Origin of the sequence: Zhengella sedimenti (assembly GCF_046506625.1) — a bacterium.
GTDB classification, from domain to species: domain Bacteria; phylum Pseudomonadota; class Alphaproteobacteria; order Rhizobiales; family Rhizobiaceae; genus Zhengella; species Zhengella sedimenti.
In genome coordinates, this window is sequence record NZ_JBKFFP010000003.1 from 224932 (window position 1) to 243573 (window position 18642).

Below are 18642 nucleotides of genomic sequence, written 5' to 3' on the forward strand. Positions count from 1 at the left end.
GGAATCAGGACTGCGGGAGGTCACGGTCCAGTTCGGTCAGCGAGCCCATGCGCCCGTCCGGAAGCATGGTCTTCTCACCGGTCTTGGCGAGCACCGGTTCGGCGCTCTCGCAGGTGCCTTCCTCGACCAGCGTCCAGGCATTGCCCTGGTAGTCGACCTTGGAGGAACCGGCGCAGGTGGTGCCGGGCCCGGCGGCGCAATCGTTCTGGCCGGCAAGCGAAACGCCGAAGCACTTCACGTTGGCGGCGTGCGCCGCGCCCGTCGTGCCCATGAGGGCGGCGCCGGAAATGGCGGTGGCGACAGCGCCGGCGAAGAAGGCGGCATTGAGCTTGGATTTCGACATGGATAACTCCTCTGACTGTGATCTCGGGCCGGCCCGTTGCCGGCATCGCAACCATCGTCAAAGGGGCAGTCACTTGGAAATAAAGCGGGCGTTATTTCCTGTCACTTGGGCGTGAGCCGGGCGTCAGCCACAGCTCACGGTTTTGTCAGGCTCAGACGTTCAGCATGCGGGCGAAAGCCTCGATTTCCCTTGCATCCGTGGCAAAGGACGTCACGAGGCGTGCCAGGGTTTCGCCTTCAGCGATCCGGTCCTCGAAGCCGTGCGGCGGGTTCCAAGGGTAGAAGACTGCGCCGCCTGCCTGGAGGCGCTCCATCTCGTCCTTGCCAAGGATGGCGAAGACCTCGTTGGCCTGCGGGCGCCATGCCAGGCGCATCGTCGCGGAAGCTTCGATCATGTCTGCGAGCCGGGAAGCCATGGCGTTGGCGTGGGCGGCTGTCTCCAGCCAGAGCCCGCCATCGAGATAGGCCTCGAACTGGGCCGCGATGAAGCGTGTCTTGGAGAAGAGCTGGGCGGCGCGCTTGCGGATGAAGGGCAGGTCGCGCGCTGCCTGCGGATCGAAGAAGACCAGCGCCTCGGCACACCAGCAGCCGTTCTTGGTGCCGCCGAAGGACAGGGCGTCGACGCCGGCCTTCCAGGTCATGTCGGCGGGCGAACAGTCCAGCGACACAAGCGCGTTGGCGAAGCGGGCGCCATCCATGTGCAAGGGCAGGCCATGGGCCTTGGCCACACCGGACACGGCGCGGATGTCGTCGAGCGTGTAGAGCGTTCCGGCTTCCGTCGCCTGGGTGACCGAGATGGCCATGGGCTGGCCGGCATGGACGAAATCCGGGGGGAAGCGCTTGAGTTCGCGCGCCAGCAGTTGCGGGTCGATGCGGCCCGCCGGGCCGTCGACGGGATGCAGGCGCGCGCCGCCGGTGAAATATTCGGGCGCGCCGCATTCGTCCTCGATCATGTGCGCCTCGCGGTGGCAGAAGGCGACACCGCCGGGCCGGTTCAACGCCGCCAGGGCAAGCGAATTGGCTGCCGTTCCGGTGCCGACGAAATAGACCGCGACCTCGCGCTCGAAGAGTTCGTTGAACCGTGCCTCGATGGCCTTGTCGAGGTCGCTGGCACCATAGGCGCGGGCAAAGCCGGATGCGTGGCGTTCGAGATTGGCGGAGATGGCGGGATGACAGCCGGACCAGTTGTCGGAACCGAAATACATGGGACGTGACGACCTTCGCGTGACTTCATGGAGCGATGTGTTGACGGGCCGCGACATTGGCCCGCATCGGCGCAAGCCGCAAGACCCGGAATGGCCGGCATGGGGCCATCGCCGGGGGCATGACCGCATGCGTGGGTAATTAAATTTCGCAACACGGCCTTCTGCCGAAATCATCTTGCGTGGCAGGGCGCCATTTTTTGCGTTTCCGTCTTGTGTCAACAAGCGCTTTATGGCATACGCTCTGGATAGGACAGTAATGCTGTCTTATTTCCGCGTGGAAGCACCGGAACGGGTTTTGCGCCCGGTTCGGTTTTCCGCGCGCGGAATGCGCTATATAGAGCGTTTGTCCGCGCTGCCATCGGCAGGCCGCGGGCCGGGGCCGGCAGCCAGCGGGGCGCTGGCGCCAACGGCTCCTTGAATTTCAGCCCCGCCGGCTTTTCGAAAGATATGCCGAGACCAAACAGCCGGGACGGTTTCCCATTTCGGGGCGTCCCACGTGTCAGTGACCGCTCCTGACAGATGCCGGGAGCACCTTGGAGGACAATGGCGATGACGGACAAGACGCCTTCTGCAACGACCGGGTTCGACGCGGCCGCTCAGACGAAAGCCGCCGCCGCCAAAACCCGTGCCGGGCTGCCTTCGGCGCGCGGCCTCTACGATCCGCGCAACGAGCACGATGCCTGTGGCGTCGGGTTCGTCGCCCACATGAAGGGCATGAAGTCGCACCAGACCGTGCGCGACGGCCTGCAGATGCTTGTCAATCTCACCCATCGCGGCGCGGTGGGCGCCGACCCGCTGATGGGCGACGGCGCGGGCATGCTCGTGCAGGTTCCCGACCGGTTCTTCCGCGAGGAAATGGCTGCCCAGAGTGTCAGCCTGCCGGAGGCGGGCCATTATGGCGTGGCGCATCTGTTCCTGCCGCAGGAGGCGGACCTGCGCGCCCATTGCGAAGGCATCATCGCCGACGTCTGCAAGGCCGAGGGCGTGGAACTGATCGCGTTCCGCGATGTGCCGGTGGACAATTCCAGGCTTTCCAAGGCGCCGGACGTGGCTGCCGCCGAACCCTTCCACCGCCAGGCCTTCTTCGGCCGGCCGGCCGGGCTGGACGAGGAGGAATACGAGCGCAAGCTCTACATCGTGCGCAAGGTCATTTCCGGCCGTGTCCATGCCGAGACGGAAGGCCGCGACAACGGCTTCTACATCGTGTCGATGTCGTCGCGCACCATCGTCTACAAGGGCATGTTCGAGGCCTGGCAGGTGCCGACCTATTACAAGGACCTGACCGACGAGCGCTTCGAGAGCGCGCTGGCGCTGGTGCACCAGCGGTTCTCCACCAACACCTTCCCGTCCTGGAAGCTGTCGCATCCCTACCGCATGGTCGCCCACAACGGCGAGATCAACACCGTGCGCGGCAACGTCAACTGGATGGCGGCGCGCCAGGCGTCGGTCGATTCGGAGCTTTTCGGCAACGACATCGAGAAGCTCTGGCCGATCTCCTACGAGGGGCAGTCGGACACCGCCTGCTTCGACAACGCGCTGGAGTTCCTCTACCAGGGCGGCTACTCGCTGCCGCATGCCATGATGCTGCTGATCCCGGAAGCCTGGGCCGGCAACAAGCAGATGGATGCCAAGCGCAAGGCTTTCTACGAATACCATGCGGCGCTGATGGAGCCGTGGGACGGTCCGGCCGCCGTGGCCTTCACCGACGGGCGGCAGATCGGCGCGACGCTGGACCGCAACGGCTTGCGCCCGGCCCGCTACATCGTCACCGACGACGACCGCGTGATCATGGCCTCGGAAGCCGGCGTGCTGACCGTGCCGGAGGAAAAGATCGTCAAGAAGTGGCGGCTGCAGCCCGGCCGCATGCTGCTCATCGACATGGAGAAGGGACGCATCGTCTCCGACGAGGAGATCAAGGCCGAAATCGCCGGCATGAACCCCTACCGCGAGTGGCTGAACAACACGCAGCTGATCCTGGAAGACCTCAAGCCGGTGGAGCCGCGCGCGCTGCGCAAGGACGTCTCGTTGCTCGATCGCCAGCAGGCCTTCGGCTATACGCAGGAGGACACCAAGATCCTGATGGCGCCGATGGCCACGACCGGCCAGGAGGCCATCGGATCGATGGGCACCGACACGCCGATCTCGGCCATGTCGGACAAGTCCAAGCTGCTCTATACCTATTTCAAGCAGAACTTCGCCCAGGTCACCAACCCGCCGATCGACCCGATCCGCGAGGAACTGGTGATGAGCCTTGTCTCCTTCATCGGTCCGCGCCCGAACATCCTCGACCATGAGGGTGCCTCGCGGCGCAAGCGGCTGGAGGTGCGCCAGCCGATCCTGACCAATGGCGACCTGGAGAAGATCCGCTCCATCGGCCATACCGAGGACCGGTTCGACACCAAGACGCTGGACATGTCCTATGCCTCGATCGAAGGGTCGGAAGGCATGGCGGCAGCGGTGCAGCGCCTCTGCGAGCGCGCCGAGGCGGCCGTTCACGGCGGCTACAACATCATCATCCTTTCGGACCGGCAGATCGGGCCGGACCGGATCGCCATCCCGGCGCTGCTCGCCACGGCGGCGGTGCATCATCACCTCATCCGCCAGGGGCTGCGCACCTCAGTCGGCCTCGTCGTGGAATCGGGCGAGCCGCGCGAAGTGCATCACTTCTGCTGCCTGGCCGGATACGGCGCGGAGGCGATCAACCCGTACCTGGCCTTCGACACGCTGCTCGACATGCATGCGCGCGGCGAGTTCCCGCCCGAGGTCGATCCGCAGGAAGTGGTCACGCGCTACATCAAGTCCATCGGCAAGGGCATCCTGAAGGTCATGTCCAAGATGGGCATCTCGACCTACCAGTCCTATTGCGGCGCCCAGATCTTCGATGCCGTCGGCCTCTCGTCGCGCTTCGTGGAGAAGTATTTCACCGGCACGGCGACCACGATCGAGGGCGTCGGCATGGACGAGATCGCCCGCGAGACGGTGATGCGCCACACGGACGCCTTCTCCGACGATCCGGTGCTGCGCAGCGCGCTCGATGTCGGCGGCGAATACATGTTCCGCATGCGCGGCGAAGCGCACATGTGGACGCCGGACAACATCGCCACGCTGCAGCATGCCGTGCGCAAGAGTTCGTTCGAGACCTACAAGGAATTCGCCGGACAGGTGAACGACCAGACGGCGCGCGCCAAGGCCATTCGCGGCCTGTTCCACATCCGCACGGCGGAGGAGAGCGGGCGCAAGCCGGTGTCCATCGACGAGGTCGAGCCGGCCGCCGAGATCGTCAAGCGGTTCTCCACCGGCGCGATGAGCTTCGGCTCGATCAGCCGCGAGGCGCATACCACGCTGGCCATCGCCATGAACCGCATCGGCGGCAAGTCCAACACCGGCGAAGGCGGAGAGGAGCCGGACCGCTTCTACCCGTTGCCGGACGGCTCGCCCAATCCGGAACGCTCGGCCATCAAGCAGGTGGCGTCGGGCCGGTTCGGCGTGACGACGGAATATCTCGTCAATTCCGACATGATGCAGATCAAGGTGGCGCAGGGAGCCAAGCCCGGCGAGGGCGGACAGCTTCCCGGGCACAAGGTCGATGCGACGATCGCCAAGACGCGTCACTCGACGCCGGGTGTCGGCCTCATCTCGCCGCCGCCGCACCATGACATCTATTCCATCGAGGACCTGGCGCAGCTCATCTACGACCTGAAGAACGTCAACCCGGCGGGCGACGTGTCGGTGAAGCTCGTCTCGGAAGTGGGCGTGGGCACGGTGGCCGCGGGCGTGGCCAAGGCGCGCGCCGACCACATCACCATTTCGGGCTATGACGGCGGCACCGGCGCATCGCCGCTGACCTCGCTCAAGCACGCCGGCTCGCCCTGGGAGATGGGCCTTGCCGAGACGCACCAGACGCTGGTTCTCAACGGCCTGCGCTCGCGCGTGGCATTGCAGGTCGACGGCGGATTGCGCACCGGCCGCGACGTGGTGATCGGGGCGCTGCTGGGTGCCGACGAGTTCGGCTTCTCCACCGCGCCGCTGATCGCGGCGGGCTGCGTGATGATGCGCAAGTGCCACCTGAACACCTGCCCGGTGGGCGTGGCGACACAGGATCCGGTGCTGCGCAAGCGCTTCAAGGGCGCGCCGGAGCATGTCATCAACTACTTCTTCTACATCGCCGAAGAGGTACGCGCGCTGCTGGCCGAGATGGGCTACACGAAGCTGGACGACATCGTCGGCCAGTCCGACCTGTTGTCCAAGGAAGCGATGATCGACCACTGGAAGGCGAAGGGGCTGGATTTCAGCCGCGTCTTCTTCAAACCGGAGGCGCCGGCGGAGGCGATCCGCTGGACCGAGCGGCAGAAGCATCCCATCGACGACATTCTCGACCGCAAGCTGATCGAGGAGGCCGCACCGGCCCTGGAAAGCAAGCAGCCGGTGGTCATCGAGGCGGAGATCCGCAACACCGACCGCTCGGCGGGAGCCATGCTTTCGGGTGCGGTGGCCAAGCGCTACGGCCACAAGGGTCTCAAGGACGACACGATCAAGGTGACGCTGCGCGGCACCGCCGGCCAGTCCTTCGGCGCCTTTCTTGCGCGCGGCGTGACCTTCGAACTGGTCGGTGACGGCAACGACTATGTCGGCAAGGGCCTGTCGGGCGGGCGCATCATCATCCGTCCGCCGGAGAATGCCCGCATCGTGGCCGAGGAATCGATCATTGCCGGCAATACGGTGCTCTACGGCGCCATCGAGGGCGAGTGCTTCTTCCGCGGCGTGGCGGGCGAACGCTTCGCGGTGCGCAATTCCGGCGCGGTGGCCGTCGTGGAGGGCGTGGGCGACCACGGCTGCGAATACATGACGGGCGGCGTGGTGGTCGTGCTCGGCCAGACGGGGCGCAACTTCGCGGCCGGCATGTCTGGCGGCGTGGCCTATGTGCTGGACGAGGCGGGCGATTTCGCCGAGCGCTGCAACATGGCCATGGTCGAACTGGAACCGGTGCCGGAAGAGGACGACCTGCTGGAGAAGCTGCACCACCATGGCGGCGACCTGGCGCACAAGGGCCGGGTGGACGTGATGGAGAACATGACCAGCCATGACGAGGAACGCCTCTATGCGCTGATCGCCGCCCATCATCATCACACCGGCTCGACACGGGCAGCCGAGATCCTCAACGACTGGCCGGTGTTCCGGCCCAAGTTCCGCAAGGTGATGCCGGTGGAATACCGCCGCGCGCTGGAGGACATGGAGCGCATGAAAATGGGCGTGGCCGCGGAGTGAACGGAATGATCACGACGACGACAAACACGATCGAAGGGCACCGGATCGTCGAGTATCGCGGCATCGTGACGGGCGAGGCGATCCTGGGCACCAACATCTTCCGGGATTTCTTCGCCGGCATCCGCGACATCGTGGGCGGGCGTTCCGGCTCCTACGAGCGCGTGCTGCGCGAGGCGCGGGAAACGGCGATCCGCGAACTGGAAGACGAGGCGCAGCGCGTCGGCGCCAATGCCGTGATCGGCATCGACATCGACTATGAGAACATTTCCACCGGTTCGAGCGGCTCCATGCTGATGGTTTCGGCATCGGGCACGGCCGTGGTGATCCGGTGAAGAGGGTGTAAGCAATGGGTAAGGTAACAGGATTTCTGTTCTCTTCTCTATTGGTCCTTTTTGCTTCTTTTGTATTCGCCGAAGAGACATCTTATTCAGATGAGAAATGCCTTGAGAGTATTGAATGTAAATATTTGATGAATCAAAAGCCAGATTACTTTGTAGAAGGCGTGATCGAGGATATAATTGATGGGGATACCCTTTCTATAAGAATGTTTCTAATTCCCGGACTTGAGGGGGTTTACAATATCCGCGTCCGCGGCGTGGATGCGCCAGAAAAATTTAAGCCGAAGTGTGCTGAAGAGAAAAAGTTTGGCGAGGAAGTCACGTTGTCCGTAAGCCGGAAATTTGGGCCCGGTCGCTGGGTGCGGCTTAGCGACATATCTTATGACAAGTATGGCGGGCGTCTAGTTGCTCGCATAGATCGCAGAGACAGTGATCGTTTGAAATCACTTGGAGAAGAACTACTTGAATCGACTTCGGCGCGGTGGAATGGACACCCGCATGGCGTGGTTGATGAGGGTTATGATTGGTGCGAGGCCTTGAAGAATGGGTAAGGTAACAGGATTTCTCGAAATCGACCGGCAGGTGCACAAGTACCAGCCGGCTTCCGACCGCATCCGGCATTTCCGGGAGTTCACGCTGCCGATGTCGGACGAGGCGGTGCAGAAACAGGCTGCCCGCTGCATGGATTGCGGCATTCCCTATTGCCACGGTCCGACGGGCTGCCCGATCCACAACCAGATCCCCGACTGGAACGACCTCGTCTACAATGGCGACTGGGACACGGCTATCCGCAACCTGCATTCCACCAACAACTTCCCGGAGTTCACCGGCCGCATCTGCCCCGCGCCCTGTGAGGAGGCCTGCACGCTGAACCTGGAAGACATCCCGGTGGCCATCAAGACGGTGGAGCAGGCGCTGGCCGACAAGGCCTATGAACGCGGCTACATCAAGCCGCAGCCGGCGGCCGCCAAGACCGGCAAGCGCATCGCGATCATCGGTTCCGGCCCGGCCGGCATGGCGGCGGCACAGCAGCTTGGCCGCGCCGGCCACGAGGTCCATGTCTACGAGCGCGAGAGCAAGCCCGGCGGGCTGCTGCGCTTCGGCATTCCGGACTTCAAGATGGAGAAGCACTTCATCGACCGGCGCGTGGCGCAGATGGAAGGCGAGGGCGTGACCTTCTTCTGCAACGTCAATGTCGGCGTCGACAAGACGGTCGACTCGCTGCTGTCGGACTATGATGCCGTACTCTATTGCGGCGGGTCGGAAACGCCGCGCGCGGCCGGGATTCCGGGTGCGGAACTGGACGGCGTCCATGACGCCATGCCCTTCCTGGTGCAGGCCAACAAGCGCATGGGCGGCGAGGACATCCAGTCCACGGCCTGGCCGTCGGAACCGGTTGTCGCGGGCGGCAAGCACGTGGTGGTCGTGGGCGGCGGCGACACGGCGTCCGACTGCGTGGGCACCTCCTTCCGCCAGGGCGCTGTGCGCGTGACTCAGCTCGACATCCGGCCGCAGCCTCCTGCCATGGAAGACAAGATGACCGTCTGGCCCTACTGGGCGACGAAGATGCGCACCTCGTCCAGCCAGGCCGAAGGCGCGGAACGCGAGTTCCAGGTCGCGACGCTGGAATTCGTCGGCGACGAGGACGGCCGCCTGACCGGCGTGAAATGCTGCAAGGTGGACGAGAAGCGCAATCCGATTGCCGGAACCGAGTTCATCATCCGGGCCGATCTCGCCTTCATCGCCATCGGCTTCGCCGGTCCCATCGCGGGCGGGCTGATGGACGAGATGGAAGGCAAGATGAAGGTCGACACGGACCGGCGCGGTTCGAAGAACGTGGCTGCCGACGATGTCAGCTACCGGACGAGCGTGGACAAGCTCTATGCCGCGGGCGACGTGCGCCGCGGCCAGTCGCTCGTCGTCTGGGCGATCCGCGAAGGACGGCAGGCGGCCCATGCCATCGACAAGGACCTGATGGGTCAGACGCTGCTGCCGCGCTGAAGGCCCGTCCGGTCCGGTCGCATGAGGCGGCGCCCATGGGCGCCGCTTTTTTTAAACATACGAATATTGAGATGAATCAAGGCGCCTGCCGCCGCGCGGCGCGATGTTCCCTCCGAATGCGGCGCGGCTCTTCCTGCCGCGCACACGTCTGGAGGTGGGTCATGCTGAAAATTCTCGGTGCCATTTACATTCTCGTCGCACCGACGGTCGCGGGTATCCTGATCGTCGCGCTTCTTTCCATGAACATGTTCGACAGCCAGAAGATCATCATGGCGGCGATCGCCGGCGCCGTCATTGCCATCCCCGTGTCGTGGTTTGTCTCGCGGCAGATCCTGGCGCTGACCAAGGGCGCCTGAGGTTTCGCGCGCCGGTCAGCGCGGCTCTGTGGCGCGGCCGAAATCGTCGGCCCGCCCGCGTTCCGGGGCAGGTGCGAGACCTTCGATCGTCAGGCGCTGGACCGCTGTGGGCTCGACAGGCAGTACCGCCGCCGGTTCCGGAACGCGGCCAAGCAATTCCTCCCCGCCATCAAGGTCGGGATCGGTCAGCGAGATGGGGATCGTGCGGTCGATCTTCATCTGCAAGGGGGCCGGATTGAGCGTCAGCGTGGGCAGCATTTCCGGTGTCAGCTTGCCGATATTGGGGTCGGCGGCCCGGCCGAGCAGTTTCTTCAGCGGCTTCTCCGCATAGAAGGCGACCTTGCGCCGGCCGGCCTTCGTCAGATTGATACCATCGGCGCCGCGCAGGCGCACGACCTGGCCATTGATATCCGGCCCGGTCGTGATGAAGCTGCCGTTCTCATCGACGAAACCGTTCCAGATGTCGACGAATTCGCCGTCAGTGGCCGTGGCGACCGATTTGTAGAAATCGTTGAAGGCCAGCATGTCAGCGGTCATCGACGACAGTCTGAAGGCAGGCATGCCGATCCAGACATAGGGCACGGACGCGTTCTTCAGTTCGGTCGCAAAGGCCCGGATGCGGGCATTGTATTCCTTGTCCCATTCCTCCGAGCGCAAGGCCAGGCGTCCGGCATCCGTGCGGATGGGCTGACGGTCGTTTGATCCGATCATCACGGCGACGAGCGCCGGCTTTTCCTCTTCCAGGATGGCACCGATCTGCCCCGGCCAGTCGTAATAATCGTCGCGGACGAAACCGGACGAACCGTTCGACCGGTCCACCACGATCACGCCGGGGAGGTCGGCGAAGGCGTCCTTAAGACCGTCGGCGAGGCCGCCGGCCAGGAAGTCGCCGACGACGAGCACCTTGCGGGCGTTCTCCAGCTTCTCCACCTGCTCGGCTTGCGGCTGGGAGGCCGGAGCGGCCGCGCCCTGGCTGGGGGTGGTGCGCTGGCGGATCGTCCGTTTGCGTGACGGCGCCGGCTCGACCGCGCGCCTCGGCTCGGGGCGGAACAGCTGGCGGAAAAATCCGCGCACGCCTGGCAGGCCGTTGTCGTTGGCACCGGCGGGCGCTGCGGCGGCCATCTGCGCGGATCCGGCGAGTGCCAGACAGAAGCAGACGAGCGCTGCAAGCGCCTTGATGAACAGCCCGTTGCCTGTCCGGCCCATGCGGGTCTCCTATTGCCTGCGCAACACGTTCAGCACTTCCTTGCTGGGATAGCCATCCTGCGTCAAGCCCGCACGGGCCTGGAAGGTCTTGATGGCGGCCTGCGATCCGCTGCCGATCTTGCCGTCGATGGGGCCGTCATAGAGGCCGTTGCGGGCGAGATATGTCTGAAGTTCCTGCTTCTCGGCGAATGTGAGCGGCGTGAACGGGCGGTCCCAGTCGCGATCCAGTCCGCCAAAACCGGCGATCTCGTCGGCCAGCAGGCTAACCGCAAGCGCGTAGGTGTCGGCGTTGTTGTAGCGCTTGAGCACGAAGAAGTTCTTCAGCATCAGGAAAGCGGGGCCGTTGCGTCCGTCCAGCGCCTTCAGTTCGGCGTTGTCTGAGGGGCGCGGGAAAGGCTTGCCGTTGGTGCGCGTGACGCCGATGCCCTGCCATCGCGACAGGCTCATCGAACCGGCGGGGAACTTGCGTCCCGGCGGCAGCTTCACCTCGTAGCCCCAGGTCTTGCCGGTTTGCCAGCCATTGCGGGCCAGCAGGTTGGCGGCGGTCGCCAGGGCATCGGGAACGGAATTCCAGATGTCGCGCCGTCCGTCACCGTCCATGTCGACCGCATAGGCCTGGTAGCTGGTCGGAATGAACTGCGTGTGGCCCATGGCGCCGGCCCATGACCCGGTCAGGTGGCTCTCGTCGATATCGCCGGTCTGGAGGATTTTCAGCGCGGCGACGAGTTGCGTGCGTGCGAACTTGGCGCGCCGCTTGTCGCCATAGGCGAGGGTCGCCAGCGAACGCGGCACGTTGCGCATCACCCGGTCATTGGTCAGGATGCGGCCGTAATTGGACTCGATGCCCCAGATGGCCAGAAGGATGTGCCTTTCCACGCCGAAGCGGCGCTCGATCCGGTCCAGCCAGGCATCATACTTGCGTGCCATCTCGCGGCCCGTGGCGATGGACTCGTCATGGACACGGTTGTCGAAATACTGCCAGACGGGCGCCTTGAACTCCGGCTGGAAGTTCGCCTTTTCAAGCACTTCCGGGTCCGGCGCGGTGACGCCGCGAAACGCCCGGTCATAGGTGGAGGACGAGACGCCGCTCTTCATGGCGACGGACTTGAAGCCTGCGATCCAGCGCTGGAAGCCGGCGTCGGCCCGCGCCGGGGCGGAAGACAGGCAGGCGGCGACAAGCGAGGCGGCGGCAATGCGGATCGCGAGTTTTCCGGCGGAGCGGAACGTCATGACAGTCTCCTTCGTTGGGATGCCGGCCATTCTGTTCACAGACGGGTTAGGATTTGGTTTACCATAGAGCGACATGCCTTCACGAATCGCGCCAGCCGGCCGGAACAGGCCGGAATCAATGACCAATTGCTAAACTGGAACCGTGGCAAGACTGCGCCGAAGGACCGCCCAAGGACAGGAAACCGACGATCATGAAAAAGCTTCGCAAGGCTGTCTTCCCCGTTGCAGGTTTCGGCACCCGCTTCCTGCCGGCCACGAAGGCCATCCCGAAGGAAATGCTTACCGTGGTTGACCGGCCGGTCATCCAGTATGTTGTCGACGAGGCGCTCAAGGCCGGTATCGAGCACCTGATCTTCGTCACAGGGCGCAACAAGGCGGTGATCGAGGACTATTTCGACATCCAGTACGAACTCTACTCGACGCTGGAATCGCGCGGCAAGACCGGACCGCTGGAACAGCTCAAGGCCATGCAGCCGGCGCCCGGCACCACCAGCTTCACGCGCCAGCAGGAACCGCTGGGCCTCGGCCATGCCGTGTGGTGCGCGCGCGACCTGGTGGGCAACGAACCGTTTGCCCTGCTGTTGCCCGACATGATCCTGCAATCGCAGGCCAATTGCATGAGCGAGATGGCCTCGCTCTACGAAAAGACCGGCGGCAACGTCATCTCGCTGCAGGAGTGCAAGCCGGAGGATGCCTACAAGTACGGGATCGTGGGCCGTGGCAGGGACGTGCACAACGGCTATGAACTGACCGAGATGGTGGAGAAGCCGGCGCCGGGAACCGCGCCGTCCAACCTCTTCATCAATGGCCGCTACATCCTGCAACCGGAAATCTTCGACATCCTGGCGACGCAGGAGCGTGGGGCTGGCAACGAAATCCAGTTGACCGACGCCATGCTGAAGCTGAAGGAGAAGCAGGCCTTCTACGGCTACACCTTTGCCGGACGTACCTTCGACTGCGGCAATCCGGAAGGTTTCATCGAGGCCAATCTCGCCATGGCCCATGCGCGCGCCGACATGAAGGATCATGTCGAGGCGGTCGCGCGCGCCATCATCGGCTGAACCGTCAGCGCTGCAGCTTCAGGCCGAGGAAGGCGGAATTCGTTGTGTAGTCGCGGCCGGGCAGCGTGCTGGTCAGCCGCTCGTGGCGCAGGCGCGTGGTCAGGCCGAGATTGCGGTTCAGCCACCAGGTGAAGCCAAGCTGGCCTGCCAGCGTCACGTCCCGGCCGGGGGTGCCGGCGTAATCGCGCAGGGAGGCGGTGAATTCCGCATTGCCGGTCAGGTTGGCCCGGATCTGGCGCTCCAGCGCCAGCGTGCCCGATTGCAGCAGCGAGCCGGAGGAGCCTGCCGTCGTCGTGCCTTCGACGGTTGTCTCGCCGGTCAGGCTCACGCGGGTGCCGCGTTCGGGCGACCAGTTGAGGCTGGCCAGCAGCGACAGGCCGTCGATGTCGGGCAGGCGGCTGTCATCCAGGGATTCGCGAACATAGCCGGCGGCCAGTTCGCCGTTGAGTTTCTCGCCGAGGTCGACGGCGACGCCGCCGCGCAGCGCGTACCGGTCCGATGAACGCCGGTAGCCGGATGCATCGACGCGGTTGTCATGGATGCGGCGGCCATATTCGCCCTCGATGAATGGCGCCAATGCCGGGGAAACGGCATAGCCGACACGAAGGCGGCCATTGACCAGGGTGAAGTTGCGGTCGGACTGGTCCAGTGTTCCGCCGGTGGCCAGGTCCGCATCGCCGTAGGCATCGCGCAGGATCTCGCCGGTCAGCGCATAGCGCAACCGGCCTTCGGTTTTCTCCAGGCCGAAGCTGGCGTCAAGCCGGTTCAGCAGTGGCCGCGTCGCGCCGGCAGGAATGGAGACGGGGCTTTCGGCGGCTTCGCGGCGCAGTTCGTAGCCGGCACTGGCATTGACGGCATGGTCAGCACCGAAATCGAGGCGCATCTGGCCGTCGATACCGATGCTCGGCTCGCTTTCCCCCGGCCCGGAAACGGCCTGCCGCCAGGTGGCGAAGGCGTTCAGGCGGGCTTCGTGGCGCAGCCAGCCGGAAACAGCCTCAAGGCGCAGGGTCGTGTCGGAAAAGATGCCGGACTGCTTCACCGGCGAACTCAGGGCGTTGTCGGTAGCCGTCAGGCCGGTTTCCAGCGTGGGCGTCACGGTGAACGTTCCGATGCGCAGGCCGAGCGGCGCATAGGGATCGGTTTCGGGAACCGGCTCGATACCGTCGATGGAGCCGGTGCGCCGGTTGTCAGGGAGGGCGCGCGTGTTGCGTTCATCATCGTCCGCGGCGAGCGGGCGGGTGCGCTGCGAGCCTGTCAGCAGGTCCTGGGGTTCTTCCTGCGTTGACCGTGCCCTGCCGCGGTCCGCATTGTCCGCATCGGCGTTCTCGCGTTCGCGGGCGCCGAGGGGAAGACGCGGCGGCTGCGGCTGAAAGCTGCCATTCGCGAAGGCGCCGGTTTCGCCATCCTCCGCGTCGCTGGCACCGTCACTTTGCGGGATGTAGGGCGCGGAAGCGGATGATTCCTGCCGCTCCGTTGGGGCCGTCCGGCCAGACAGGGCGGTTGGCCGGTCCGCCAGCGTGCGTGCCTGGAGAAGCGATCTTGCCGTGCCGGCCTCGTCAACTTCGCCGCGCAGGCCCTCGACCGATTGCGCGGCCGCGGGCGTCAGGCCCGGCAGGGCCAGCGCGGTCGTTGCAATCAGGACAGCGGCGAAGCGCATGAGCGCCGTTCGCCCTGGGGTCGAGAACCGGTTCAATCGCGGCGTCCGTTCGTTCAGGGTCCGGGCACAGTGCCCGCATTCCTTTCCGAAGCCTAAAGGCGCATGGTTAACGCTTCCTTTCCGGTGCCGCCCTTCTATGGCGGAAAGGTTGGACAGAACCGCATGAAATCGCTACAGGCTCAGTCCATGAACAGGCTGAAAATCACCACCGGAATCGACCGCGCGGGGCTCGTTTCCTCCGCTGTCCGGACGCTTGCCACGGAGCGGGCCGGGCTGGACGCCCTTGCCGAGGCCATGCAGAACGGCCTTGGAGAGGCCTTCGCGGATGCCGCCGCGCTGCTGGCGGCCGCCAAGGGGCGGGTGATCGTCACGGGCGTGGGAAAGAGCGGCCATATAGGCTCCAAGCTGGCTGCGACCTTCGCCTCGACCGGAACACCGGCCTATTTCGTGCATCCGGCGGAAGCCAATCACGGCGATCTCGGCATGATCGCGCCGGACGACGCGATCATCGCGATTTCCTGGTCCGGCGAGACCACGGAACTGAAGGGGATCGTCGCCTATTCGCGGCGCTTCTCCATCCCGCTCATCGCACTGACGGCAGGCACTGATTCCGCGCTCGGGCGCGAGGCGGATGTCGTGCTGGCGCTGCCAAGGGCGCAGGAGGCCTGTCCGCATGGCCTGGCGCCCACCACGTCCACCATGCTGCAACTGGCCCTGGGCGATGCGCTGGCCATCGCGCTCTTGGAAGCGCGCGGTTTCACGCCCGACCATTTCCGCACTTTCCATCCGGGCGGGCAACTGGGCGCGAGCCTGGTGCGCATTGGCGACGTGATGCACAAGGACGACCGTGTCCCGCTTATCGGCGAGGGTGCCGGCATGCGCGACGCCATCCTGGAAATGACCCGCAAGGGCTTCGGCTGCGTGGGCATTCTCGGCAGCGACGGTTCGCTCACCGGTATCATCACGGATGGCGACATTCGCCGGCACATCGACGCCGACCTGCTGTCGATGACGGTGGACCAGGTGATGACCCGTTCGCCGCGCGTGATCGCGCCGGACGAACTGGCGGCGGTGGCACTGTCGCGCATCAACACGTCGGCCATCACGGCATTGATGGTGGTCGAGGCAGGCCGGCCGGTCGGCATCGTTCACCTGCACGACCTGTTGCGGATCGGGGCGGCCTGACCGGGCAGGAAGCGGGTCAGTCCGCCGCCGCTTCCACGTGCAACGTGCCGGCTTCCTCCGCGGTGACACGCACGCGGGTGCCGGCGTCCATGTCTTTACCGGAAACCCGCCACAAGGTATCCCCGATGCGCACCCGGCCCTGCCCGTTGCGGATCGGCTCTTCCAGTGTTGCCACGCGGCCGACCAGTTGCGCCTGACGCCTGTTGAGGAGGGGTTCGTCGGTCTCGGCGGCGCTCGCGTCCATCATCCGCTTGCCGTACCAGGCGGCGGCAAGTGAAAGCACGAGGAAGACCAGCGTCTGGACCTGCCAGGACCAGAAGGCCGTTTCCCACAGCACCAGTGACAGCACGCCGGTGACGATGGCCGCCAGCCCGATCCAGATAAGGAACACGCCGGGCACGACGATTTCGGCGCCGAGAAGGATGATGCCCAGCACCATCCAGTTCCACGGTCCCAGTTCGTTGACGATCTGCTGGATCATGGTTCGCCCTCCCGCCCGGTTCAGCTGCCGGCGCGCGGGACGCGGAAGCCACCGCGCGCGGGAACCGGAGGCGGTGTCTGGCCATCGCCGGAGCCGTCGCCGAAGACCTCGCGGGCAATCGCGCCGATGCCGCCGAGCGATCCGATCAGCGAGGAGGCCTCCATCGGCATCAGGACGATCTTGGAATTGTTGGCCGAGCCGATGGCCGTCATGGCCTCGGTGTATTTCTGGGCGACGAAGTAGTTGATGGCCTGGATGTCACCGGCGCCGATGGCCTCGGACACCATCTGCGTGGCGCGGGCTTCGGCCTGTGCCTGGCGCTCGCGTGCCTCTGCGTCGAGGAAGGCGGCTTCCTTGCGGCCCTGGGCTTCGAGGACCTGTGCCTGCTTGAGGCCCTCGGCCTCCAGGATCTGGGCGCGCTTGTCGCGTTCGGCCTTCATCTGGCGCGCCATGGCATCGACGAGATCCTGCGGCGGGTTGATGTCCTTGATCTCGACGCGGGTGATCTTGATGCCCCAGGGATTGGCGGCATCGTCGACGATGCGCAGCAGCCGGTCGTTGATGGTGTCGCGGTTGGAGAGCAGTTCGTCGAGGTCCATCGAACCCATGACGTTACGGATGTTGGTCATGGTCAGGTTCAGGAGCGCGTTTTCCAGGCCCGACACCTGGTAGGCGGCCTGGGGCGCGTTGAGCACCTGGTAGAAAGAGACGCCGTCCACGGCGACGATGGCGTTGTCGCGCGTGATGACTTCCTGCGTGGGAATGTCGAGCACCTGTTCCATCATGTTCATCTTGGCACCGACGCGGTCGATGAAGGGCACGATGATGTTCAGGCCTGGCTGCAGCGTCCTCGTATAGCGGCCGAACCGCTCGACGGTATAGTTGAAGCCCTGCGGGACCGTCTTGATCCCGGCGAACAGGACCATGATGACCACGACGACAAGAACGAGAATGGCGATATCAAGACCGGAAAACAGCATGGCGGGCGTCCTTTTCCTGTTGGCGCGGCCATGAATGCCGGCCCCCTCACGACCCATGATATGGGGACGGGCCATCCCCGGTGCAAAGCGTTAGCACGTCATCCTTAACGTGCGATTTTCAACGCGGCGGGTAATGGCCGGGAGCGGGCGACCGCCGGCCTTCCGCTCAGATCCAGCCGGACAGTTCCCGGCGCACCAGTGCCTCGATGACGGCCATGCCTTCCACGGTATCGTTGAGGCAGGGAATATGGGTGAAATTCTCGCCGCCGGCCTCATGGAAGATCTCGCCGGCCTCGCCCGCGATTTCCTCAAGCGTCTCCAGGCAGTCGGAGACGAAGCCGGGGTTGAACACGGCGATCGACTTCACGCCGTCTTTCGCCAACTGCTCCACAGTCTTGTCCGTATAGGGCTGGAGCCATTCCTCCGGTCCGAAGCGCGACTGGAAGCACGTCATCAGCCGGCCCTTTTCCCAGCCGAGGCGCTGTTCGAGCAGGCGGGAGGTCTTGTGGCAATGGCAGTGATAGGGGTCGCCCTTCCTGAAATAGCTCTGCGGAATGCCGTGATAGGAGGCGATCACCCTTTCCGGCTCGAAGTCGAGCGTGGCGAGATGGCTCTCGATGGAGCGGGCCAGCGCCTCGATATAGACCGGTTCGTCGTGATAGGGCGGAACGGTGCGGATGGCCGGTTGCCAGCGCAGGCCTTGCAGAACCTCGAAGAACTTGTCGTTCACGGTCGCCGTGGTGGTGGCGGAGTATTGCGGATAGAGCGGGAACATGACGATCCGCTCGCAGCCGTCGGCGATCAGGCGCTTCGTCACCTCCTCGATGGAGGGATTGCCATAGCGCATGGCCCAGTCCACCTGGACATGCGGATGGGCGGCAAGGGCGCCTGCCAGTTTCTCGCCCTGGGCACGGGTGAAGGTGCGCAGCGGGCTCTCGTCCTTCTCCCTGTTCCAGATCTCGGCATAGGCCGCGCCGGACTTCTTCGGACGGGTGTTCAGGACGATGCCGTAGAGAATGGGATACCAGAGCGCGCGCGGCCATTCGATGACGCGCCGGTCGGAGAGGAATTCCTTCAGGTAGCGGCGCATGGGCGCGTAGTCGGTGCCGTCCGGCGTGCCCAGATTGACGAGCAGCACGCCGACCTTGCCGATCTTCACGGGGGGATGATCCGCGGGAAGCGGGCCGATCGCCTTCGCGTCCTCAAGGCTGATGCGCGTCGCAAACGTCATTGAACAAACTCCTGAAATTTCCTGCAGCAATCCGGACGGATGATGTGGTTGTCCGGCGTTCCCTATAGGCGAAGGCCCGCCCTGTGGATCAGGGCGGGCCGAAT

At 64.8% G+C, this 18642-nt stretch carries 15 protein-coding genes; 7 read left to right on the plus strand and 8 right to left on the minus strand.

Features of this window, described 5'->3' with window-relative positions; genetic code table 11:
- Window positions 1-4: 4 nt before the first annotated feature.
- Both ACLB6G_RS10500 and ACLB6G_RS10505 read right to left on the minus strand, forming a co-directional pair.
- On the minus strand, window positions 5-343 hold the full coding sequence (locus tag ACLB6G_RS10500; protein WP_410356120.1) for a BufA1 family periplasmic bufferin-type metallophore: 339 nt from the start codon (window positions 341-343) through the stop codon (window positions 5-7).
- 151 nt (window positions 344-494) lie between these two features.
- The gene (locus ACLB6G_RS10505; RefSeq protein WP_410356121.1) at window positions 495-1547 is read right to left on the minus strand and encodes a threonine aldolase family protein; all 1053 of its coding nucleotides are present in this window, start codon (window positions 1545-1547) and stop codon (window positions 495-497) included.
- Window positions 1548-2096: 549 nt separating this feature from the next.
- Between ACLB6G_RS10505 and gltB the strand changes: the two genes are divergently transcribed.
- From gltB to ACLB6G_RS10530, 5 genes are all read left to right on the plus strand, one after another.
- On the plus strand, window positions 2097-6812 hold the full coding sequence (gltB, locus tag ACLB6G_RS10510; protein WP_410356122.1) for a glutamate synthase large subunit: 4716 nt from the start codon (window positions 2097-2099) through the stop codon (window positions 6810-6812).
- A gap of 5 nt (window positions 6813-6817) precedes the next feature.
- The gene (locus tag ACLB6G_RS10515) at window positions 6818-7144 is read left to right on the plus strand and encodes a heavy metal-binding domain-containing protein (protein ID WP_410356123.1); all 327 of its coding nucleotides are present in this window, start codon (window positions 6818-6820) and stop codon (window positions 7142-7144) included.
- Between the two features lie 14 nt (window positions 7145-7158).
- Window positions 7159-7701, plus strand: a complete 543-nt coding sequence (locus ACLB6G_RS10520; protein WP_410356124.1) for a thermonuclease family protein — start codon at window positions 7159-7161, stop codon at window positions 7699-7701.
- Window positions 7694-9151 carry a glutamate synthase subunit beta gene (locus ACLB6G_RS10525; RefSeq protein ID WP_410356125.1) on the plus strand — a complete coding sequence of 486 codons (1458 nt, stop codon included), beginning with the start codon at window positions 7694-7696 and terminating at the stop codon, window positions 9149-9151. Before ACLB6G_RS10520 ends, ACLB6G_RS10525 begins: the two co-directional genes overlap by 8 nt.
- A 161-nt stretch (window positions 9152-9312) precedes the next feature.
- Window positions 9313-9507, plus strand: coding sequence for a hypothetical protein (locus tag ACLB6G_RS10530; RefSeq protein ID WP_410356126.1), 195 nt, complete (start codon window positions 9313-9315; stop codon window positions 9505-9507).
- 15 nt (window positions 9508-9522) lie between these two features.
- Here the strand turns inward: ACLB6G_RS10530 and ACLB6G_RS10535 are convergent, their stop codons facing one another.
- Window positions 9523-10713 (minus strand): SGNH/GDSL hydrolase family protein, encoded by a 1191-nt coding sequence (locus ACLB6G_RS10535; RefSeq protein ID WP_410356127.1) that lies wholly within the window; start codon window positions 10711-10713, stop codon window positions 9523-9525.
- 9 nt (window positions 10714-10722) lie between these two features.
- Window positions 10723-11943, minus strand: a complete 1221-nt coding sequence (locus tag ACLB6G_RS10540; RefSeq protein WP_410356128.1) for a lytic murein transglycosylase — start codon at window positions 11941-11943, stop codon at window positions 10723-10725.
- A 191-nt stretch (window positions 11944-12134) separates the two neighbouring features.
- Here ACLB6G_RS10540 and galU point away from each other — a divergent pair, with 191 nt between their 5' ends.
- On the plus strand, window positions 12135-13004 hold the full coding sequence (gene galU / locus ACLB6G_RS10545; protein WP_410356129.1) for a UTP--glucose-1-phosphate uridylyltransferase GalU: 870 nt from the start codon (window positions 12135-12137) through the stop codon (window positions 13002-13004).
- A 4-nt stretch (window positions 13005-13008) separates the two neighbouring features.
- On the opposite strand, the gene ACLB6G_RS10550 is transcribed toward galU, so the two are convergent.
- Entirely contained in the window at window positions 13009-14661 is a 1653-nt protein-coding gene (locus tag ACLB6G_RS10550) for an outer membrane beta-barrel protein (RefSeq protein WP_410356130.1), read from the minus strand.
- A 186-nt stretch (window positions 14662-14847) separates the two neighbouring features.
- Here ACLB6G_RS10550 and ACLB6G_RS10555 point away from each other — a divergent pair, with 186 nt between their 5' ends.
- A complete protein-coding gene (locus ACLB6G_RS10555; RefSeq protein ID WP_410356131.1) occupies window positions 14848-15846 on the plus strand; it encodes a KpsF/GutQ family sugar-phosphate isomerase in 999 nt (332 codons plus the stop codon).
- Window positions 15847-15862: 16 nt separating this feature from the next.
- On the opposite strand, the gene ACLB6G_RS10560 is transcribed toward ACLB6G_RS10555, so the two are convergent.
- The 3 genes from ACLB6G_RS10560 to hemH form a co-directional block, all read right to left on the minus strand.
- The gene (locus ACLB6G_RS10560; RefSeq protein ID WP_410356132.1) at window positions 15863-16327 is read right to left on the minus strand and encodes an NfeD family protein; all 465 of its coding nucleotides are present in this window, start codon (window positions 16325-16327) and stop codon (window positions 15863-15865) included.
- Window positions 16328-16347: 20 nt separating this feature from the next.
- Complete coding sequence (locus tag ACLB6G_RS10565; protein ID WP_410356133.1) at window positions 16348-17307, minus strand: SPFH domain-containing protein; 960 nt, start codon at window positions 17305-17307, stop codon at window positions 16348-16350.
- Window positions 17308-17473: 166 nt separating this feature from the next.
- The gene (gene hemH, locus ACLB6G_RS10570; RefSeq protein WP_410356134.1) at window positions 17474-18538 is read right to left on the minus strand and encodes a ferrochelatase; all 1065 of its coding nucleotides are present in this window, start codon (window positions 18536-18538) and stop codon (window positions 17474-17476) included.
- Window positions 18539-18642 lie beyond the last annotated feature (104 nt).

What these genes read in the sequence shown, in the direction of transcription:
- ACLB6G_RS10500 (WP_410356120.1), bottom strand. Translation starts at nt 343, where the DNA reads ATGTCGAAATCCAAGCTCAATGCCGCCTTCTTCGCCGGCGCTGTCGCC.
- ACLB6G_RS10505 (WP_410356121.1), bottom strand. Translation starts at nt 1,547, where the DNA reads ATGTATTTCGGTTCCGACAACTGGTCCGGCTGTCATCCCGCCATCTCC.
- gltB (WP_410356122.1), top strand. Translation starts at nt 2,097, where the DNA reads ATGACGGACAAGACGCCTTCTGCAACGACCGGGTTCGACGCGGCCGCT.
- ACLB6G_RS10515 (WP_410356123.1), top strand. Translation starts at nt 6,818, where the DNA reads ATGATCACGACGACGACAAACACGATCGAAGGGCACCGGATCGTCGAG.
- ACLB6G_RS10520 (WP_410356124.1), top strand. Translation starts at nt 7,159, where the DNA reads ATGGGTAAGGTAACAGGATTTCTGTTCTCTTCTCTATTGGTCCTTTTT.
- ACLB6G_RS10525 (WP_410356125.1), top strand. Translation starts at nt 7,694, where the DNA reads ATGGGTAAGGTAACAGGATTTCTCGAAATCGACCGGCAGGTGCACAAG.
- ACLB6G_RS10530 (WP_410356126.1), top strand. Translation starts at nt 9,313, where the DNA reads ATGCTGAAAATTCTCGGTGCCATTTACATTCTCGTCGCACCGACGGTC.
- ACLB6G_RS10535 (WP_410356127.1), bottom strand. Translation starts at nt 10,713, where the DNA reads ATGGGCCGGACAGGCAACGGGCTGTTCATCAAGGCGCTTGCAGCGCTC.
- ACLB6G_RS10540 (WP_410356128.1), bottom strand. Translation starts at nt 11,943, where the DNA reads ATGACGTTCCGCTCCGCCGGAAAACTCGCGATCCGCATTGCCGCCGCC.
- galU (WP_410356129.1), top strand. Translation starts at nt 12,135, where the DNA reads ATGAAAAAGCTTCGCAAGGCTGTCTTCCCCGTTGCAGGTTTCGGCACC.
- ACLB6G_RS10550 (WP_410356130.1), bottom strand. Translation starts at nt 14,661, where the DNA reads ATGCGCTTCGCCGCTGTCCTGATTGCAACGACCGCGCTGGCCCTGCCG.
- ACLB6G_RS10555 (WP_410356131.1), top strand. Translation starts at nt 14,848, where the DNA reads ATGAACAGGCTGAAAATCACCACCGGAATCGACCGCGCGGGGCTCGTT.
- ACLB6G_RS10560 (WP_410356132.1), bottom strand. Translation starts at nt 16,327, where the DNA reads ATGATCCAGCAGATCGTCAACGAACTGGGACCGTGGAACTGGATGGTG.
- ACLB6G_RS10565 (WP_410356133.1), bottom strand. Translation starts at nt 17,307, where the DNA reads ATGCTGTTTTCCGGTCTTGATATCGCCATTCTCGTTCTTGTCGTCGTG.
- hemH (WP_410356134.1), bottom strand. Translation starts at nt 18,538, where the DNA reads ATGACGTTTGCGACGCGCATCAGCCTTGAGGACGCGAAGGCGATCGGC.